The organism is Microbacterium sp. NIBRBAC000506063, from assembly GCF_017968845.1.
In the GTDB taxonomy this organism is placed as follows: Bacteria; Actinomycetota; Actinomycetes; order Actinomycetales; family Microbacteriaceae; genus Microbacterium.
Window position 1 is genome coordinate 366,385 of record NZ_CP072877.1, and the last position, 18,342, is coordinate 384,726.

At 67.4% G+C, this 18,342-nt stretch carries 17 protein-coding genes, 1 tRNA gene and 6 pseudogenes; 14 read left to right on the plus strand and 10 right to left on the minus strand.

The window, feature by feature from the left end:
- Positions 1 to 105: 105 nt before the first annotated feature.
- The 5 genes and pseudogenes from KAE78_RS16460 to KAE78_RS19110 all read left to right on the plus strand — a co-directional run bounded on the left by KAE78_RS16460 (position 106) and on the right by KAE78_RS19110 (position 5,126).
- Positions 106 to 1,859, plus strand: a pseudogene (locus KAE78_RS16460) (DEAD/DEAH box helicase).
- Positions 1,860 to 1,972: 113 nt separating this feature from the next.
- A pseudogene (locus KAE78_RS16465) lies at positions 1,973 to 3,064 on the plus strand (VIT1/CCC1 transporter family protein).
- Between the two features lie 274 nt (positions 3,065 to 3,338).
- A complete protein-coding gene (locus KAE78_RS16470; protein ID WP_262927915.1) occupies positions 3,339 to 4,193 on the plus strand; it encodes an IS5 family transposase in 855 nt (284 codons plus the stop codon).
- Between the two features lie 24 nt (positions 4,194 to 4,217).
- Positions 4,218 to 4,628 carry a VOC family protein gene (locus tag KAE78_RS16475; protein WP_223172833.1) on the plus strand — a complete coding sequence of 137 codons (411 nt, stop codon included), beginning with the start codon at positions 4,218 to 4,220 and terminating at the stop codon, positions 4,626 to 4,628.
- Positions 4,629 to 4,868: 240 nt separating this feature from the next.
- Positions 4,869 to 5,126, plus strand: a complete 258-nt coding sequence (locus tag KAE78_RS19110; RefSeq protein ID WP_317451944.1) for a hypothetical protein — start codon at positions 4,869 to 4,871, stop codon at positions 5,124 to 5,126.
- Here KAE78_RS19110 and KAE78_RS16480 read toward each other — a convergent pair.
- Positions 5,120 to 6,049: a PLP-dependent aminotransferase family protein gene (locus KAE78_RS16480; protein WP_317451945.1), complete on the minus strand. Its 930-nt coding sequence runs from the start codon at positions 6,047 to 6,049 to the stop codon at positions 5,120 to 5,122. The two genes, KAE78_RS19110 and KAE78_RS16480, sit on opposite strands and share 7 nt — an antisense overlap.
- Here KAE78_RS16480 and KAE78_RS16485 point away from each other — a divergent pair.
- Genes KAE78_RS16485 through KAE78_RS16500 form a run of 4 tightly spaced genes read left to right on the plus strand, consistent with a single transcriptional unit; the run spans position 6,048 to position 8,809 of the window.
- Positions 6,048 to 6,968 carry a DMT family transporter gene (locus tag KAE78_RS16485; RefSeq protein ID WP_223172631.1) on the plus strand — a complete coding sequence of 307 codons (921 nt, stop codon included), beginning with the start codon at positions 6,048 to 6,050 and terminating at the stop codon, positions 6,966 to 6,968. The genes KAE78_RS16480 and KAE78_RS16485 overlap by 2 nt on opposite strands.
- Positions 6,968 to 7,576 carry an FMN-binding negative transcriptional regulator gene (locus KAE78_RS16490; RefSeq protein WP_223172834.1) on the plus strand — a complete coding sequence of 203 codons (609 nt, stop codon included), beginning with the start codon at positions 6,968 to 6,970 and terminating at the stop codon, positions 7,574 to 7,576. The genes KAE78_RS16485 and KAE78_RS16490 overlap by 1 nt, the downstream gene beginning before the upstream one ends.
- 47 nt (positions 7,577 to 7,623) lie before the next feature.
- On the plus strand, positions 7,624 to 7,926 hold the full coding sequence (locus tag KAE78_RS16495) for a putative quinol monooxygenase (protein ID WP_223172632.1): 303 nt from the start codon (positions 7,624 to 7,626) through the stop codon (positions 7,924 to 7,926).
- Between the two features lie 40 nt (positions 7,927 to 7,966).
- A complete protein-coding gene (locus KAE78_RS16500) occupies positions 7,967 to 8,809 on the plus strand; it encodes a PhzF family phenazine biosynthesis protein (RefSeq protein ID WP_223172633.1) in 843 nt (280 codons plus the stop codon).
- Between the two features lie 60 nt (positions 8,810 to 8,869).
- Here KAE78_RS16500 and KAE78_RS16505 read toward each other — a convergent pair whose 3' ends face one another.
- The 7 genes from KAE78_RS16505 to KAE78_RS16535 all read right to left on the minus strand — a co-directional run bounded on the left by KAE78_RS16505 (position 8,870) and on the right by KAE78_RS16535 (position 13,846).
- Positions 8,870 to 9,460, minus strand: coding sequence for a hypothetical protein (locus KAE78_RS16505; RefSeq protein ID WP_223172634.1), 591 nt, complete (start codon positions 9,458 to 9,460; stop codon positions 8,870 to 8,872).
- A 327-nt stretch (positions 9,461 to 9,787) separates the two neighbouring features.
- Positions 9,788 to 10,168, minus strand: a complete 381-nt coding sequence (locus KAE78_RS16510; protein WP_206475464.1) for a rhodanese-like domain-containing protein — start codon at positions 10,166 to 10,168, stop codon at positions 9,788 to 9,790.
- A complete protein-coding gene (locus KAE78_RS16515) occupies positions 10,056 to 10,802 on the minus strand; it encodes a DUF4395 domain-containing protein (protein ID WP_223172635.1) in 747 nt (248 codons plus the stop codon). The genes KAE78_RS16510 and KAE78_RS16515 overlap by 113 nt, the downstream gene beginning before the upstream one ends.
- Before the next feature lie 17 nt (positions 10,803 to 10,819).
- Positions 10,820 to 11,611 carry a sulfite exporter TauE/SafE family protein gene (locus tag KAE78_RS16520; protein ID WP_206475466.1) on the minus strand — a complete coding sequence of 264 codons (792 nt, stop codon included), beginning with the start codon at positions 11,609 to 11,611 and terminating at the stop codon, positions 10,820 to 10,822.
- 21 nt (positions 11,612 to 11,632) lie between these two features.
- Positions 11,633 to 13,051 (minus strand): MBL fold metallo-hydrolase, encoded by a 1,419-nt coding sequence (locus KAE78_RS16525; RefSeq protein WP_223172636.1) that lies wholly within the window; start codon positions 13,049 to 13,051, stop codon positions 11,633 to 11,635.
- A gap of 208 nt (positions 13,052 to 13,259) precedes the next feature.
- A complete protein-coding gene (locus KAE78_RS16530; RefSeq protein WP_206475468.1) occupies positions 13,260 to 13,634 on the minus strand; it encodes a thioredoxin family protein in 375 nt (124 codons plus the stop codon).
- A 26-nt stretch (positions 13,635 to 13,660) separates the two neighbouring features.
- Positions 13,661 to 13,846 (minus strand): hypothetical protein, encoded by a 186-nt coding sequence (locus KAE78_RS16535; protein ID WP_206475469.1) that lies wholly within the window; start codon positions 13,844 to 13,846, stop codon positions 13,661 to 13,663.
- A gap of 119 nt (positions 13,847 to 13,965) precedes the next feature.
- Between KAE78_RS16535 and KAE78_RS16540 the strand changes: the two are divergent.
- Positions 13,966 to 14,261: pseudogene (locus KAE78_RS16540) on the plus strand (metal-sensitive transcriptional regulator).
- Between the two features lie 529 nt (positions 14,262 to 14,790).
- Here KAE78_RS16540 and KAE78_RS16545 read toward each other — a convergent pair.
- A tRNA-Leu gene (locus KAE78_RS16545) sits at positions 14,791 to 14,874 on the minus strand.
- A gap of 303 nt (positions 14,875 to 15,177) precedes the next feature.
- Between KAE78_RS16545 and KAE78_RS16550 the strand changes: the two are divergent.
- From KAE78_RS16550 to KAE78_RS16560, 3 genes and pseudogenes are all read left to right on the plus strand, one after another.
- Positions 15,178 to 15,717: pseudogene (locus tag KAE78_RS16550) on the plus strand (M20/M25/M40 family metallo-hydrolase); the annotation flags it as partial.
- Positions 15,630 to 16,232, plus strand: a pseudogene (locus KAE78_RS16555) (peptidase dimerization domain-containing protein); the annotation flags it as partial. The pseudogenes KAE78_RS16550 and KAE78_RS16555, both read left to right, overlap by 88 nt.
- 62 nt (positions 16,233 to 16,294) lie before the next feature.
- The gene (locus KAE78_RS16560; RefSeq protein WP_223172637.1) at positions 16,295 to 17,119 is read left to right on the plus strand and encodes an undecaprenyl-diphosphate phosphatase; all 825 of its coding nucleotides are present in this window, start codon (positions 16,295 to 16,297) and stop codon (positions 17,117 to 17,119) included.
- Positions 17,120 to 17,141: 22 nt separating this feature from the next.
- Here KAE78_RS16560 and KAE78_RS16565 read toward each other — a convergent pair.
- Positions 17,142 to 17,986, minus strand: a pseudogene (locus KAE78_RS16565) (PAC2 family protein).
- Between the two features lie 96 nt (positions 17,987 to 18,082).
- On the opposite strand from KAE78_RS16565, the gene KAE78_RS16570 reads away from it, so the two are divergent.
- Positions 18,083 to 18,304: an HAD hydrolase-like protein gene (locus tag KAE78_RS16570; protein ID WP_223172842.1), complete on the plus strand. Its 222-nt coding sequence runs from the start codon at positions 18,083 to 18,085 to the stop codon at positions 18,302 to 18,304.
- Positions 18,305 to 18,342 lie beyond the last annotated feature (38 nt).

The following is an 18,342-nucleotide window of genomic DNA, read 5'->3' on the forward strand; positions in this document are numbered from 1 at the left end:
CTCCTCCGTCGCTGCGCGTACCGAGGTCGCGGCCGCGCAGGGGTAGAGCCTACCCGTCGACGGTGACAAGCGGGTGAGTGCCGCCCGGTGTCGCCGACAGCGTCTATGGTGGATGCCGATGCTCTCTCCGTCCTTCCCCAGCGCGCCCCGTGGGGAACGGCGGACAAGCTCCGCGCCTGGCAGCGCGAGGCGCTGGAGGCGTACTTCGAAGCCGACCAGCGCGATTTCCTCGTTGCGGCGACGCCGGGCGCAGGCAAGACGACGTTCGCGCTGACCCTCGCCGTCGAGCTGCTCCGCCAGGGCGAGGTCGACCGCATCGTCGTGGTCGCGCCGACCGAGCATCTGAAGACCCAGTGGGCGGATGCCGCGGCGCGGGTGCACATCCGCCTCGATCCGCGCTTCCGCAACAGCCATCATCTGCCGGCCCGCCAGTATCACGGCGTGGTCGTGACCTATGCGCAGGTCGCCGCGAAGGCGGCCGTGCACCGTGTGCTCACCGAGTCGGCCAACACCCTGGTGATCCTCGACGAGGTCCACCACGGCGGAGACGCGCTCAGTTGGGGCGACGCCATCCGCGAGGCGTACACGCCGGCCAGGAGGCGCCTGCTGCTGTCGGGCACGCCGTTCCGCAGCGATACAGCGCCCATTCCCTTCGTGGAGTACCTTCCCGACGAGAGCGGGCCCGCGTCTCGTCGACCGACTACCGCTACGGCTACGGACGTGCCCTCAAGGATGGCGTGGTGCGCCCGGTGCTCTTCCACGTCTACTCGGGGAAGATGCAGTGGCGCACGAGCGCGGGCGACGAGCTCGAGGCCCACCTCGGGCAGGACAACACCAAGGACGTCACCTCCCAGGCCTGGCGTACCGCTCTCGATCCCGCAGGCGAGTGGATGCCGGCCGTGCTCTCGGCGGCCGACCGGCGCCTGACGGAGATCCGTCATCATGTGCCGGATGCCGGGGGTCTCGTCATCGCGACCGATCAGACCGCGGCGCGCGCCTACGCCACGATCCTGCGCACCGTGACAGGGGAGAGGCCAACGGTCGTGCTCTCCGATGAAGCGGAGGCTTCGCGCCGCATCGAGCAGTTCAGTGAGAGCACGAGCCGGTGGATGGTCGCGGTGCGCATGGTGTCGGAGGGCGTGGACGTGCCCCGTCTCGCCGTCGGCGTGTACGCGACCTCCGCCTCGACGCCGCTGTTCTTCGCGCAGGCGATCGGGCGTTTCGTCCGTGCCCGACGTCGGGGCGAGGCGGCGAGCGTCTTTCTCCCGCACGTGCCGGTGCTGCTAGGACTCGCGAACGAGATGGAGCGGCAGCGCGACCACGCCCTCGACCGGCGGGAGAAGGACGACGACGGACTCGACGACTCCCTGCTGGAGAGCGCGAACCGCGAGGAGTCCGCCTCCGACGCGTTGACGCAGGAGTTCAGCTACCAGGCGATCTCCTCGCTCGCGCACTTCGACCGGGTCGTCTTCGAGGGCAAGGAGTTCGGTCAGCTCGCCGAGCCGGGGAGCCCTGAGGAGGAGGAGTTCATCGGCATCCCGGGACTTCTCGAGCCCGAGCACGTGCACGAGCTGCTCATGCAGCGCCAGGCGCGGCAGACGCGGCTGCGCACGGCCCGTGAGGCGAGCACCGGACCGGAGCACACGACGACGCTCCCCGAGCCCCTGCACCGCACGCTCCGCGAACAGCGGCAGCTCCTCAACAGCCTCGTGGGACTGTACGCACGGCAGTCCGGTGAGCCGCACGGCGCCGTGCACGCAGAGCTGCGCAGGGTGTGCGGCGGCCCCGCCGTCGCGCAGGCGACCGTCGCACAGCTGCAGGCCCGGATCGACGTGCTGCGGCGCCGCGTGCACTCCTGACCCGCCCCGGCGCGCACTTCGGATATCCGAAATGCTGTCAATCCATGGGTTTCGCGCGTCGGCTCCCCTCCGGCTGACTAGCGTTGAGGGTTGTCGACCATCCAGGAGGTTTCATGTCCGCCCCCGCCATCCCCACCGACGCCGATCGCCGGCGGTGGGCGCGCTATCTCGTCGAGGAGCGTGCCGAGGCGCGTGTCTACGAGCGACTCGCCGCGCGCCGGACGGGCGAGGATCGTGAGATCCTGCTGCAGCTCGCTGCGGCCGAGCGTCGCCATGAGGCGCACTGGCTGGGCCTGTTGGGTGGCGTGCCCGAGAAGCTGCCGCGTGCCGGCATCCGATCCCGCATGCTCGGCTGGATGGCGGGCCGGTTCGGGATGATCTTCGTCCTGGCGCTCGCACAGAGCGCCGAAGCCCGGTCTCCCTACGACACCGAGCAGTATGCGACCGCCGCGATGCGCGCCGACGAGAAGGTGCACTACGAGGTGGTGCGCGGTCTGGCGGCACGGGGCAGGCGGAAGCTGTCGGGGTCGTTCCGCGCCGCGGTCTTCGGCATGAACGACGGCCTCGTGAGCAATCTCGCCCTCGTCCTGGCGATCGGGGCGACCGGGGTGGCGCCGCAGTTCGTGCTGTTCAGCGGCATCGCCGGGCTTCTGGCCGGCGCCCTCTCCATGGGTGCGGGGAGTTCGTCTCGGTGCGTTCGCAGCGCGAACTCCTCGCGGCGACCGAGGTCAATGACAGTGCTGCGGATGCCGCGGGCGACCTCGACATCGATGAGAACGAGCTCGCCCTCGTCTACCGAGCCCGGGGAATGGACGCGGAGGAGTCGCTCACCCGTGCGCGAAGGGTCGTCGCGGCAGCGAAGGCCGGAGCGGCGCGGACGGCGACAGGGCCAGTGCGCGCGTTCGGCGGATCGAGCGACCGCGATGTCGTCGGAAGCGACTGGATCGCCGCGCTGACGAGCTTCCTGCTCTTCACCTCCGGGGCGATCATCCCGGTGCTGCCCTGGATCTTCGGCCTGAGCGGGCTCACCGCGATCGCCGTGGCGCTGGCACTCGTCGGCATCGCGCTGCTGTCCACAGGGCACTCGTCGGCATCCTCTCCGGGGTCCGCCGCTGCGCCGCGCTCTGCGCCAGCTGGCGATCGGCTTCGGCGCGGCCGCGATCACCTATACCCTGGGGCTGATCTTCGACGTGGGAGCGCTCTGACCGCAGATCTGTTCACATCTCCGCGGGGAGGCTGATTCGAGCTCATCGTCGTTACCCTCGAGACATGTCCAGCCGTTCCCGTGTCCGTGGGCGTCCGCCGCATCCCGATGCGCTGACGCCCGCAGAGTGGCGCATCGCCCACGCGGTGCGACACGGCATGGCGACACGCACGATCGCCCGGCGCTAGGCCGTGTTGATCAAGAGGTTTCGGCTTTCGGTGGGCGAGTCTTGAGCGGTGACGCGACACGAGATCTCTGACGCTGTGTGGGCGGTGATGGAGCCGTTGATGCCGACGGTGTCGGGCCGTTCGCGGCCGTGGACGGATCACCGGCTCGCTGTCGAGGGGATGGCGTGGAAGTACCGCACCGGCGCACCTTGGCGTGACGTGCCGGAGCGGTTCGGGAAGTGGAACTCGATCTACAAGCGGTTCAATCGGTGGGCTGAGGACGGCACGTGGGAGAAACTGCTCGCCGAGGTGCAGAAGCAGGCTGATGCGGCGGGGAAGATCGACTGGGTCGTCTCGATCGACTCCACGATCGCGCGTGTTCATCAGCACGGCGCGACCCTCAGCCGGGACACAGGGGCTCTGTCGAATCACAAGAATTCGCGGGTCGAGCCGCCTGACCACGCGATCGGACGCTCCCGCGGCGGGCTGACAACCAAGCTGCACCTGGTTGCCGATGGGCGAGGCAGACCGCTGGGCATGATGATCACCGGCGGCAACGTGAACGACACCACGATGATGACCGCCGTCCTTGAGGACATCCGCGTCCCACGCGTGGGGAAGGGTCGGCCGCGGACTCGCCCGGACAGGGTGCTCGCCGACAAGGGCTATCCGTCGAGGGCGAACCGGGCGTGGCTGCGCGAGCGCGGGATCGCCGCGACCATCCCCGAACGTGACGACCAGATCGCGCACCGCCGCAAGAAGCCGGGCCGGCCGATCGACTTCGGTGACCAGCAGCAGGAACGATACAAGGGCCGCAACGTCGTCGAGCGTTGCTTCAACCGACTCAAGCAGTGGCGCGGGATCGCGATGCGATCAGACAAGCTCGCTCGCAACTACCGTGCCGCGATCTGCCTCGCCGCCACCCTGATCTGGATCAAGACCGACTTGATCAACACGGCCTAGGGCGCCGCAACGGAAGGAAGACCCATGACCGACCAGATCCTGGGACCCATTGGGCAGATCTCTCGCCGGGTGAGTGATATCGCCACCTCGGTGGCCTGGTATCGAGACGTGCTGCAACTGCCCCACCTCTACACGTTCGGCGATCTCGCCTTCTTCGACGCCGGGGGCACAAGGCTCTTCCTCAGCGCGGTCGATGAGGCGGTCGACGAGCCAGGCGAGTCCGTTCTGTACTTCTCCGTCGATGACATCCATGCCGCCAGCGAGGCGCTCATCGGCCGCGGCGTCACCTTCGCCAGCGCGCCGCACCTCGTTCATCGCCATGAGTCGGGGATCGAGGAATGGATGGCGTTCTTCACCGACCCGGATGGCCACACCCTTGCCCTCATGACCCAGACGCGGACGGGCGACAGCCGTTCCGAGCACAGCGAGGACTGAGCGCTGATCCCGCTCAGGATGACGCGGAGTGCGCATCGCGGAGGATTCGCGCGGCCTCGTCGAAGCGCTCGGGCTCTCGCCCGAGAAGTTCAGGCGCACGAAGGGCGCCGGTGCCTCGGCCGGGAACCACTCGCCGCCCGACACGATGATGAGACCGCGCAGTTCGCACTCCCGCGCGAGGAGGTCGACATCGGTTCCCTCCGGAAAACGGAGCCACAGGTTCAGGCCGCCCTGCGGCACATGATCGAGCCGGGCCTCGGGCAGATGCGTGGACAGCGCTTCGCGCAGCAGATCGCGCCGCGTGCGAAGCTGCCCGCGCAGTCGGCGCAGATGGGTGCGCCATCCGGGCTGGGTGACGACTTCGAGCGCGGCCGCCTGCAGCAGCCCGCTGACGTACATCGACTCGGCAGCTCTGTCGGCGAGGATGCGCTCGCGTGCGGGGCCGCGCGCGATCACGGCGGCCACGCGCAGTGCCGGGGAGACGCTCTTGGTCAGTGACCGGAGGTAGATGACACGGCCGTCCTCGTCGAAGGCGGCCAAGGGGCGAGGCTCCGCATCGATCGCCAGGTCGTGCGCCCAGTCGTCTTCGATGAGGAAGGCCCGTGGTCTCGGACGACGTCGAGGATGGCGCGGCCGTGCTCGGCCGACCATCGGATGCCGGTGGGATTGGCGAAGGTGGGCTGCGCGTAGAAGGCCCGGGCGCCCGTCTCGGTGAAGGCCCGGGCGAGGTCGTCGGGGTCAGGTCCGTGGGAGTCGGTGGCGACGGGGACGAGGACCACGCCCGCCTGTTCGGCGGCGAGAAGCGCGCCCCAGTACGTCGGGGACTCGATGAGGAGCGGCTGCCCCGGGCCGACGAGCGTGCGGAAGATCGAGCTGAGTCCGCTCTGGCTGCCGGCGATGATGAAGGCGTCGCGCGCGGTCGCCGGGGTGATGCCGCTCGGCGTCGCTGCGGCGAGCTGCTGCGCGAACCAACCCCGCAGTTCGGGGAGGCCCGCGGCCGGAGCGCGGTGGATGGCGGCATCCGTTCTCGCAGCCCGGGCCAGCGCGGTGCGGACGAGGCTCTCCGGGAGGAGATCTCGCGTGGGATAGCCGGAGTGCAGGGTGATCGCATCGGGAGCGACCGCGCGCTGGGTCATCGGCAGAGCCGAGAGGCGTGCCGGCGGGGCGCCGAGGGCGGTCGTCTGCCAGCTGTAGTCGGTGGGCCGCGCCGTACGGGCCGAACGCACGAAGGTTCCGACGCCCGGTCGGCTCTCGACCAGGCCGAGGGCGGAGAGCGTGCGCATCGCCTTCTGCACGGTCACCGGGCTCACTCCGTGCTCAGCGACCAGGGTGCGGTTGGACGGCACCTGGGCGCCCGGCGGCGCGGAGGCGATCCACGCGCGCAGCGCGGAGAGGATCCGGTCAGTGCTATCCTGATTCATGAATCGACAGAGTAGCGTTATCCTCTCTCACCCGAAAGTGCTATCGGCCTCCGGGCTCTGGTGGGGACTGCTCGGCGTCGCGGCATTCTCGTTCACGCTTCCGTTCACCCGCATGGCGGTCGATGGACTGTCTCCGCTGTTCATCGGAGCCGGGCGGGCCGTCGTCGCGGCCGTATGCGCCGCCGCCGTGCTGCTCGTCACCCGTCAGGCGTGGCCGAGTGGAACGCAGTGGCTCCGGCTCGCCGTCGTCGGCGGAGGTGTGGTCGCGGGCTTCCCGCTGCTCACCTCCTTCGCGTTGCAGACCGCGGAAGCGGGCCACGGGGCGATGGTGATAGGTCTCCTGCCGGCGGCGACCGCGGCGATGGCGGTGATCCGGGGGAGGGAGCGCCCGACGCGCTCGTTCTGGCTCTTCGCCCTGCTCGGGGCGATGGCCGCGGTGCTCTTCGCCTCCCTCCAGCACGGGGGAGCCGGCCAGCTGCGATGGGCGGACCTGCTCCTGTTCGCGGCGGTGATCGCGGGTGCCGTCGGATACGCCGAGGGAGGTCTTCTCGCGCGCGAACTGGGAGCGTGGCAGACGGTGTCGTGGGCGCTCGTGCTCTTCTCGCCGCTCATGCTCGGGCTCACCGTGTTCTCGGTCACGCAGGAGCCGCCCGTGGCGACGCCGGTGCACTGGGCCGCCTTCGCCTATCTCGGTGTGGTGAGCATGTTCCTGGGCTTCTTCGCCTGGTACCGGGGACTGGCCATCGGACCGATGGCCCAGGTGAGCCAAGTGCAGCTCGTACAGCCCGTTCTGACCCTCCTCTGGGCGGCACTCCTGCTCGGTGAGCACATCACCGTTCCGACTATCCTCGGAGGAGCGGCCGTGATCATGTGCGCCGGCCTCGCCGTCCGCGCACGTCTGACGAGGAAGGGGTCGTGATGCGCCATACACCGCGGTACCTGATGACCGACCCCGAGGAGGTTAAGCGCCTCATCCGCGCGGCGCCGTGGGCGACGTTCGTCTCGCCGGCGAGCACCGGCCTCGTGGCCTCCCACTACCCGGTGATCCTGGACGAGACCACCGACGACATCGTGATCGTGAGCCACTTCGGTCGCCCCGACGAGGAGTCGCACGAGCTCGGCCGGCACGAGATCCTCGTGATCATCCAGGGCCCGCATGACTACGTCTCGCCCAGCTGGTACGCCCCTGGTGAGGTCGTCCCGACCTGGAACCACGTCACCGCGCACCTGTACGGCACACCGGAGATCCTCTCCGACGAGGAGAACTACGCCATGCTCGCACTGCTCACCGACAGCTTCGAGAGGCACCATCCGCACGGGCGGAGTCTCTCCGAGGACGAGGCCGGCACGCGCCGGGCGGCCAAGGGCACGGTGGGGTTGCGGATGCGGGTCTCTCGATTCGACGCGCGTGCGAAACTGAGCCAGAACAAGCCGGATGCCGTGCGAGACGACATCGCCGCGCATCTGGATGAGCGAAACCCCGCACTCGCCGCGGAGATGCGCCGCGTCGACGCCGGCGATCTCTGAGACATCCACCGGTCCGGAACGTCGGAGCTGCTGCCTACACTGACCGCATGACCTTCGTGAATGCAGGAACCCTCGGTGTGCTGCCCGGCCGGCGGGAGGAGGTCGTGTCGATCCTGACCCGACGAAGTCCCGACCTCGCCGCGGCGGGGTGTCTCCTCTACGAAGTGGGGATCGACGACGACCGTCCCGATACGGTGTTCGTCGTGGAACTCTGGGAGTCGGCCGAGGCGCACGGGGCATCGCTCCGACTCGACAGCGTGCGCGCTTCCATCGCCGAGGCGATGCCCCTGCTGTCGGGCGAGATGGGCGGCTTCCGTTTCACCGTGATCGGTTCGCCGCTGCGCGATTGATCTGGCGGGTGATTCCGGGGCGCGGTGTTAGCGTCTGGGGATGGAGCGTGAGTTTCGGCAGATCGATGTCTTCGGCGAAGGACCGCACACCGGGAATCCCGTCGCGGTGGTGTTGAACGCTGAGGGGCTCGCGGCCGAGCAGATGCGGGCGTTCTCGATCTGGTCGAATCTGTCGGAATGCACGTTCGTCCTGCCGCCGACCGTGCCGGGAGCCGACTATCGGGTGCGCATCTTCAGCCTGAGCACAGAGCTGCAGTTCGCCGGACACCCCACGTTGGGCACGGCACGCGCATGGCTCGACGCCGGGGGCGTGCCGTCTACGCCGGGTGCGGTCGTTCAGCAGTGCGAGGCGGGACTCGTTCCGGTGCGGGTTGCAGGCGACGTGCTCGCCTTCGCCGCTCCACCACGCATCCGTTTCGGTGCGGTCGACGATGACCTGCTGCAGAGGGTCGTCGACGTGCTGGGAGTCGACTCTGCACGGGTGATCGACGCCGAGTGGCTGGACAACGGACCCGGCTGGGTCGGAGTGCTGCTCGACAGCGCCGAGACCGTGCTCTCGCTCGCACCCGACGCCTCTCGTCATCCAGGGCGCTGGGACATCGGCGTGATCGGACCGACCCCTCCGGAGGATGACGCGCGCATCGAGCTTCGGGCCTTCTTCACCGAAGGCGATGCACCGCTCCGCGAGGATCCGGTCACCGGAAGCCTCAACGCGGCCGCGGCGCAGTGGCTTTTCGCCACGGGGCGGCTGTCGGCGCCGTATCTGGCGAGGCAGGGCACGGCGCTCGGCCGGAAGGGCAGGATCCGCATCGACGTCGATGAGCACGGCATCTGGGTCGGAGGCCGTACCCACGTCGCTCTCAGCGGCACCGCAGCCTTCTGACGAAGCGCCTACCGACGGGCCCAGCGCGCCTCGGTGCCTACCGTCCCCGTAGGTCGGCAGTTATGCGTGCGCCCAGCCTTTTGCAGGGGCGGATCTGTCCCGACGGAGGAAGAGCAGCGTGATGCTCACCAGGGCGAGCCAGGCCGGAAGTGCTCCGAAGCGCAGGCCGAGGGTCGACGTCACCATCATGAACACGCCGGCGAACCTGGACGCAGCGATCCCCCAGAGCCCGAACCAGAGGCCGTGCGCGAGCGCAACAGCCGAACCGTCAAGGCTCTCCTCACCGCCGAAGCGAACGACCAAGGTCGGAGCGGCCGCGCACACCGCAGCAGTCGTCGCCAGGATCGCGAACACGATGCCGCTGCCGAGAAAGACGGTCGCATAGAACTTGTCTTCACGTTCAGCAAGCCGTCGGCGAATCACGGCGATGAACCACAAGAACGAGACCATGCCGAGCACGCCCAAGCTCAGTCCGAACTCCACTGTGGCGCGATTGTCCGAATCGCCGTACCAACTGAGATCAGGACTGGCTGCGCCCACCGCGGTGCCCACACCCGGCTGGCTTTCGATCAGATAGATCGACGCCATCATCAGAAACGCCGCAGCAAGGCCCTCAAGAGATGCCCCCACGCCCGAAAGAGATGCCCCCACGTGAGACAGTACCCGACGAGCCCCGCTGGGCTACCATCGTCAGGAAACGAACAAGGCCCGACCCTGTGGGCCGTGCCTTGTTCATTCTGTGCGCGAGGGGGACTTGAACTGACCTCGACCCCTCGCGCCGCGAATCTGGGCCGAGCGTTCTGCCGCATAAAATCAACGATCTACGACATGTGACCTGTGGATAACTCCGCCGCGATACCTTGACCTACAGGTTGCTTAGCACTTTCGTTAGCACTTTTGCAACGCTCTTTACTGTAGGGGCCGATAGCGTCGCCGCCCATCGCAGCGCCGATACCCATAGGTGATAAGGGTCTGTCCTTAGTTCACGATCGGTAGCCCGGTCGCCTGAGCTGCTTGTTCGAGGGATCCGAGGTTGGTGAGGTTCGTGAACCCGGCCTGTTCCATGAGCGCGATCGCCTGGCCGGATCGGTTGCCTGAGCGGCAGTAGACGAGGTATTCGGCGTCTGGGTCGAGGCTCGGGATCGCGGCGGCGAGGTCGCCGCCGTTGAAGTCGAGCAGCTTGGCTCCATCGAGGTGCCCTGCTGAGTGCTCTGCGGCGGTGCGGACGTCGAGCAGGATCGTGGCATCACCGACTTCGACCGGGTTCGCACCGCCAGCCGAGTTCGGCGCGGATGAGCAGGCTGCCAAGCCGAGCAGGAGCGCGACAGCGGAGAGGGAGATAGTGATTGAACGGAGCATGGCGGGTGGCCCTTTCAGCTTGATTTTGGTCTGGTGGTGACGGATGGTTCAGGGGTCGGGTGTCCGACTGGCGCAGACCAGGGCGCAGCAAAGTGGGTGCTGGAACCCGTATCGCAAGTGTCGCCCGGACAGTACTTGGGCGGTTGCTTGCTGAAACGGCTCTGTAGGGCGCAGCCGACGCAGATGCCGAACGCGGTCTCGAGGAAGAGCAGAGTGAGACAGGAGCCGCAGAGCGCGCGGGGATCCAGAGCGGTGCCGCGAACAGGCCCATGCTCGCGCAGGCGACGAGGGCGAGGCCGAAGCCCAGCCACCATGCGAGCTCCTTCTGCGGTGCGCCGACCCATTCCGGGCGCTGCCCTTTCACCGCAAGGCGGCCGAGCATCAGCGTGGGCGACCAGCGGTCACCTGCGGTCACACGCAAAAGCATGTCGATCATGAAGAACATGCCGAAGGGCTGCAGCGGCTGTGCCGAGCCGGTGAAGAACGCCGTCGCGAATGCGGCCCCGCCCAGCAGGAACATGATTCCCGCGGCCGCGCGCACAGCCCGCTCGTCGATGACGGGGATCGCGTGCCCGGGAACGACTCGGCCGATGCGCGAGGCTCGGGTTTCGGCGCTTGAGGCGTCAGCGATCATTGGAGGCGTCTTCCGTTTCAGGCTGAGGTGAACAAGGACAGGAACGCAGGGGCTTCTTGGACGAGCACGAAGGCTCCCATTACGAGCACGAACACGCCGAACCCTTTACGGAGCGCGCGTCCGGGGATGCGCCCGGCCAGGGCGACGCCCGCGAACGACCCCGCGACGGCGGTCGCCGTGAAAGCGAGCACGATCGGCCAGTGCAGCTGCACCGAGAACAGGTAGCCGCCGAGTCCCGCGAACGACTTCATCGCGATCACGAGCAACGAGGTGCCCACCGCGATCGCCATGGGCAGGCCGCCGAGCAGGTTGAGTGCGGGGACGATGAGGAAGCCACCACCCGCACCGACGAGGCCCGTGGCGATGCCGACGAGCAGCCCGTCGATGAGGATGCGCAGGATCGGCCTCGGGTGATCCGCAGCGCGCGCCGCGCCGCCGCGATCCTTGCGACCGCGGATCATGGCGGTCGCGGTGACGATCATCATGATGGCGAACAGGATCATAAGCGCCACCCCGGGGATGAACCCGCCGAGCAGGCCGCCCGCGAACGCGCCGGCCATGCCCGCGATACCGAACAGGGCCCCGGTCTTCCAGCGCACACGTCCCGATCTGGCGTGGCCGATCATGCCGACCGCGCTGGTCGCGCCGACGATGAAGAGAGACGCGGCGATCGCCTCGCGCGGTTCCATCCCCAGCACATATGCGAGGATCGGGACGGTGAGGATCGATCCGCCGCCGCCCAGGAGCCCGAGGGACACGCCGACCAGCGCCGCCAGAGCGAGCGCGATGACGATCAGATGGGGTTCCACTCGGACTCCTGAGTGCGCCGGTCAGGCGGTGACGGGCTGGTTGCCGGGGCGCGCTGCCCAGGCCGCGTAGCTACCGTCGAGTTCGGCGATGTCATACCCCTGACGGCGCAGCGCGCTGGCGGCGACGCTATTGCGTACACCGCTCTGGCAGTAGGTGACGATCGTGCCGGCCTCGGGCTCGGGCAGCAGGTCGAGGTTCCAGAGCACGCGACCGCCGGAGAGCTGCTTGGCATCTGGCAGGTGGCCCTCAGCGTACTCGGTGCGGTTGCGCACATCGAGCAGCATCACCCCGTCAAAGCTGTCGAGAGCCTCCGGCTGCACGAGCTTCGGCTTGACGAGTTCGAGGCCGTCGAGTGAGGTGATGTAGCCGCGTACCGTGTCGATGCCGACCCGCATCAGGTGGTCGCGCATCTGCTGCGCCTCTTCGAGCGAGCCGGCGAGGAGCGCGAGCGGGCGATCCTCGATCTGCGGATCATAGACCCACGCGCCGTAGCTCGCGGCCTTCGCGACGCCCGGGATGTTCAGGGAGCGCTCCACGGTACCTTCGTGCACCTTACTGTTGTGGCGGGTGTCCACGAAGATCACGAAGTCGGCATCGAGCGCCGACCGGAGTTCGTTTGCCGTGTATTCAACGAGTTCGGGCATGTCGCCGATCACGGCTGGGCCGATCTTGTTCTCGATCTTCATGCGGCCGAAGTAGGCGTGAGCATCCGGCTGACCGCTGAGCAGTTCATCGACGAAGCCCTGTTCGTCGTCGTTCTTCAGATACTGGCTCCACCAGGAGAAGTTTCGCTCGTAGCCGACGGTCGACGCAGGGATCGCGCCGAGCGCTTTGCCGCACGCCGAACCGGAGCCGTGCGCCGGCAGCACCTGCACATAGTCGGGCAAGGTGAGGAAGCGGTCGCGCAGGCTTGCGAAGAGATCCCTCGCGCCCCGGAAGCGGGTGTCGACGAACCCGGCGGCCTCGTCGAGCAGGTCGGGGCGACCGAGGTCGCCGACGAACACGAAGTCGCCGGTGAGCATGAAACCCGGCTCGCTCGCCTGCGCCCCGTCGGTGATGAGGAACGACAGGTGCTCAGGCGTGTGCCCGGGCGTGTGCGAGGCCTCGACGGTGATGTTGCCGAGTCGGATGCGGTGGCCGTGCTTCATGCGCACGGCACTGTCGAAGTCGGGGCCGTACGTCCAGTCTGGCCCGCCCTCGTCGGAGACGTGCATCCGGGCGCCGGTTCTCGCAGCGAGTTCGCGGGTGCCCGACAGGTAGTCGGCGTGGATGTGCGTCTCGGTGACGGCGACGATTCGCATGCCGTTCTTCTCGGCCAGGTCGAGGTAGACATCGATGTCGCGGCGGGGATCGATGACGATGGCCTCGCCCTTCGCCTGACAGCCGATGAAATAGCTCGCCTGTGCGAGATCCTCGTCATAGATGCGTTCGAGCAGCATGATCAGTTCTTTCTCGAGTGATGTAGTGATTCAGGAGTCAGTTGCAGGTGCAGCGGTCGGCCTCGGGTACGCAGTAGAGGGCATCCTCGATGTGCTCGCCGCAGCCGGTCCAGGTGGGCCTGCCGCAGGCAGAGCAGGTGATTCGTGCGCACATAATGAGGGTCCTTTCTGACGATGTGCTGGATGGATGAGTGGATCTCAGCCGGTTTCAGGAGGCGGGCTGCGTGCCGCGCTCGGCGATCTGCCGACGCACGTCGTCCATATCGAGGTCACGGGCGCCCTGGATGAGCTGGTCGAGCTGCGCAGGAGGGAGAACCCCAGGCTGGGCGTAGACCGGGATCCCGTCGCGGAACACCATGAGAGTCGGGATCGAGCTGATGCGGAAGCTCGCTGCGAGCTGCTGCTCGGCCTCGGTGTCAACCTTGCCGAACACAATGTCTGGATGCTGCTCGGAGGCGCGCTCGAAGGTGAGGGCAAACGCCCGGCACGGCCCGCACCACGCCGCCCAGAAATCGACGAACACGATGCCATCACCGTTCACGGCACCCTCGAAGGTGTCCAGCGTCAGATTCCTCGTAGCCATTGCCTGTTCCGTTCCTTCTCTGCGGTTTAGCGGCCGAACAGGCGGGAGAAGAACCCGCCCCGGTTTGCCTTCGCGGCATCGATTTGCGCCTGAGTGTGCTTGCCGTTGCACCAGTCCGATGCGGGCACGCCCGCCTTCACCATCGCGACATGCTGCCCACATCCCGCCCAGGTCGTCTTCCTGCATGTACGACAGGTCACCGCTCGACACATCACGCTCTCCTTAGTTCTATATACCCCAGGGGGTATCCTGTGGAATAGGATAACTATACCCCGGGGGTATCAGGTTGGTCAAGTCAGGTCGTTTCAACACAGTGAAGGAGGCAGAGGTCATGGGGCATGAGACAACAGCAGACCCTATTCCTGCTCAGCATGATGCGGAGGCGAAGCGCAAGGTGGTGAACCGCTTGCGTCGTGCACACGGGCAGCTCGCCGCGGTCATCGCCGCGGTGGAGCAGGACGCGCACTGCCGCGATGTCGTGCAGCAGCTCTCCGCCGTCTCCAAGGCGCTCGACCGGGCGGGGTTCCTTGTGATCTCCAGCGCATTGAAAGAATGCTTGAACCACCCAGGCACGGAGGGCGCCCCGATCAAGACGAACTCGAGAAACTCTTTCTCACGCTCGCCTAGCCGTCGGCCTCAACCTAACCCGCGGGATTTCCATCACATCCCCACTCGCGAAGGCTCGTTAGCGTGACGGTGTCAACGGAGGGCAATTTCACTCTGATCGATCGTGCGCTCACAAGATACTGCGCGACCATCCAGAAGGGGTCGTGGTCAACATCGATGCCACAGCTTACAGCCGATTCACCCAACATGTACGCCTCACAGGTTCAACCAAACCCGCGCGCGCCGCAGAAAACTCCAGGAAACAACCGACCCCAGCACAGCGGTCGCACTCGCACCGGGGCTCGACACCGTCACATGTCTACGCATGGCACCGTGACCTGCACCACGCGCAGGGGACGAGCCGATGAACCGCCCCTTCAACGCGCGAAGGACAAATCTCCACCTCAGCCCGAGGAAGCCCTGAATGTCACCGTCGTTGGCGTCTTACGATCCTTCCGGATCCGCGCTTAGCACTTTTTCTAGCACTTCCAACACGAATGGCCCCCGACCCGAGAGATAGAATCCCAGGTCAGGGGCCATTTCATTCGTGTGCGCGAGGGGGACTTGAACCCCACGCCCTAATACGGGCACTAGCACCTCAAGCTAGCGCGTCTACCTATTCCGCCACCCGCGCAAGGTGGTGTTCGACGGTTTCCCGCCGAAGATCGAGATTATCACGTTCCGGGCGCTCGTTCGAACCGGCATCGATCCGGGCGTGTCCGAGAGCCTTCGATAGCCTGGGGTCATGCCTGATCCCGCCTCGACCGTGCCCGAAGTCGCCCGGCTCACACAAGAGCTCATCCGTCTCGACACGACGAACTTCGGCGGCGGAAAAGCTCGGGGCGAGCGCGAGGCCGCCGAGTATGTCGGTGCCTACCTGGAAGCCCTCGGACTCACCACCGAGTACTACGAGCCGATCCCGCGCCGCACCAACGTGATGGCGCGGGTGCCGGGCCGAGATCGCGACAAGCCTGCGCTCGTCGTGCACGGACACCTCGACGTCGTGCCGGCGATCGCCGAGGAGTGGAGCGTCGACCCCTTCTCGGGGACGATCCAGGACGGCTGCATCTGGGGCCGCGGTGCGGTGGACATGAAGAACATGGATGCGATGATCCTGACGTCGGTCGCCGACATCCTGCGTGCTGGGGAGCAGCCCGAACGCGATCTGATCCTGACCTTCTTCGCCGACGAGGAGAACGGCGGGGTCGAAGGGTCTGCGCTCGTCGTGCGTGAGCGACCCGAGTGGTTCACGGGTGCGACCGAGGCGATCAGCGAGGTCGGCGGCTACTCGATCTCGGTGGACGACCGGCGCGCGTACCTGCTGCAGGTGGGGAGAAGGCGCTCATCTGGATTCGCCTGCGCGCCCGCGGACGCGCAGGTCACGGCAGCAGGCTCCACGACGACAACGCCATCACCGCGATCGCCGAGGCCGTGGCGAAGATCGGGCGCACGCGCTGGCCGATGCGGCTCACGCCCACGACGAAGGCGCTCGTCGACGGTCTCGCCGCGCTCACGGGGCGCTCCGCCGACGACCCCGACGCCCTGGCATCCGCCGCAGGCCCGGCCGAGGCCTTCCTGCGTTCGACGTTCCGGACGACGACCAACCCCACGGGCCTGACCGCGGGCTACAAGCACAACGTGATCCCCGCTGAGGCGGAGGCCCTCATCGATGTGCGCGTCCTCCCCGGCACCGAGGATGCGGTGCTCGCCGAGCTTCAGGCGCTCGTGGGAGAGAGCATCGAGATCGAGGTCGTCGTGCGCGACATCGGCATGGAGACGCCGTTCGAGGGTGAACTGGTCGAGGCGATGGTCGGTGCGCTGGGGCGGCATGATCCCGGCGCTCCCGTGATCCCCTACTTGCTGGGCGCCGGCACCGACAACAAGGCGCTCGCGCACATCGGCATCACCGGCTACGGCTTCGCCCCCTGCGGCTGCCGGCCGACCTCGACTTCACAGGGATGTTCCACGGAGTCGATGAGCGCGTGCCCGTAGACTCGTTGGTCTTCGGGCAGCAGGTGCTGACCGATCTGTTCCGCACCTACTGAAAGACCCGCATGCATCTGCTCGAAGCGCTCATCCTCGGCGTCGTGCAGGGACTGACCGAGTTCCTGCCCATCTCCTCCAGCGCACATCTGCGCATCCTCGGCGTCTTCCTGCCGGAGGCGACCGACCCCGGCGCCGCCTTCACCGCCATCACCCAGATCGGCACCGAGGCGGCCGTGGTCGTGTTCTTCTGGAAGGACATCGTTCGCATCATCACGCAGTGGTTCCGCTCCCTCGCCGGCAAGGCGCCCCGGAACGACCCCGACGCGCGCATGGGCTGGCTCATCATCATCGGCAGCATCCCGATCGTCGTTCTGGGGCTGCTCTTCCAGGACCAGATCGAGACCGTCTTCCGCTCGATGTGGATCGTCGCGATCATGCTCATCGTCTTCGGGCTCCTCCTGGGCGTCGCCGACCATGTGGGCGCGAAGCGTCGCAAGCTCGATCAGATCACCTACCCGCACGGCATCGCGTATGGATTCGCTCAGGCCCTCTCGCTCGTCCCGGGCGTGTCCCGTTCGGGCGGAACGATCACCATGGGCCTGTTCCTCGGTTACGAGCGCGCCGCGGCCGCACGCTACGCCTTCCTCCTCGCGATCCCCGCCGTCTTCGGCAGCGGCTTCTACCAGCTCTTCAAGAACTGGGGACAGACCTCGATCTTCACGATGGGGGAGACCTTCGCCGCGACGGTGATCGCGTTCTTCGTCGCGCTGGGAGTGATCGCCTTCTTCATGAGCTGGATCTCCAAGCGTAGCTTCCTGCCCTTCGTGATCTACCGGGTGCTGCTGGGCACGACCCTGCTGATCCTCCTGGCGACCGGAGTGATCGCGGCATAGGGACTGTCAGGCACGCCCTGCCTCAGCGCTTGGCCTCCGGCCCGTCGCCACGGCGGCGCAGGTAGCGCTCGAAGGCCTGGGCGATGGCATCTCCGGAGGCCTCGGGGAGTCCCAGGTGTCGCGCGTGCGCTCGAGCTCGCGGATGTACTCGGCCATGTCCTCGTCGTCTGCGGCGGCGGCATCGATCGTCGCCTCCCACGTCGCCGCGGCGGTGCCGAGGTCCGCACGGGGCACCGAGACGTCGGTGATCTCCTCCAGGCGGTCCAGGAGGGCGAGAGTCGCCTTCGGCGAGGGCGTGGCGGATGCGACGTAGTGCGGCACGCTCGCCCACAGGCTCGCGGTCGGGATCCCGGCGCTCTCGGCGTAGTGCTCCAGGACGCTGAGGATGCCGACAGGCCCCTCGTAGAGCGAACGCTCGAGTCCGAGCGCGTCGCGGATGTCGTCGTTCTGGCTCGCCCCGAAGATGGAGATGGGACGGGTGTGCGGCACATCGGAGAGAAGCGCCCCGAGCGTGACGAATCCGGTGACGTCCTCGCGGAGCGCGACATCCATGAACTCGGCGGCGAAGGCCTTCCACGCGCGGGCGGGCTCGACGCCGGTGAGCAGCCACAGACGCTTCTCCGTGTCGTCGCCCACAGGACGCCACAGCGCCGCCTCCGGCCAGCGGAGCGCGCGCCTCCCGGAAGCGGTCGTGGAGATCGTGGGGCGCGTGTACTGGTAGTCGAAGTACAGCTCGGGATCGATTCGGTGCACGAGCTCGTAGTCGCCGAGAGCACGCAGGTGACTCATGACACTGCTGGCCGCCTCGCCTGCATCGTTCCACCCGTCGAAGGCGGCGATGACGATCCGGGAGCCGAGTGAGACCATCCGCGAGTGTCCTCCTTCTGCGGCGGCGCCGCGTGGGTATCCCTCCAGGCTAGTCGCCGTCACCGGCCGATGGGGGCGAACAGGTAGCCTTGAGCGGTGACTGAAGCGCCGCACGCCGTGTTCTGGGATATGGACGGAACGATCGTCGACACCGAGCCGTTCTGGATGGCCGCCGAGACTCGGATGGTCGAGTCCTTCGGGGGTGAGTGGACCCACGAGAGCGCTCTGCAACTCGTCGGCAAGGGCTCGAGGACTCCGCCGAAATCCTCCGCAATGCCGGGGTTCGACTCCAGGTGGACGAGATCGTGCAGTCGTTGACGAACGAGGTGCGAGACGCGTTGCGCAGCGCCGGTGCG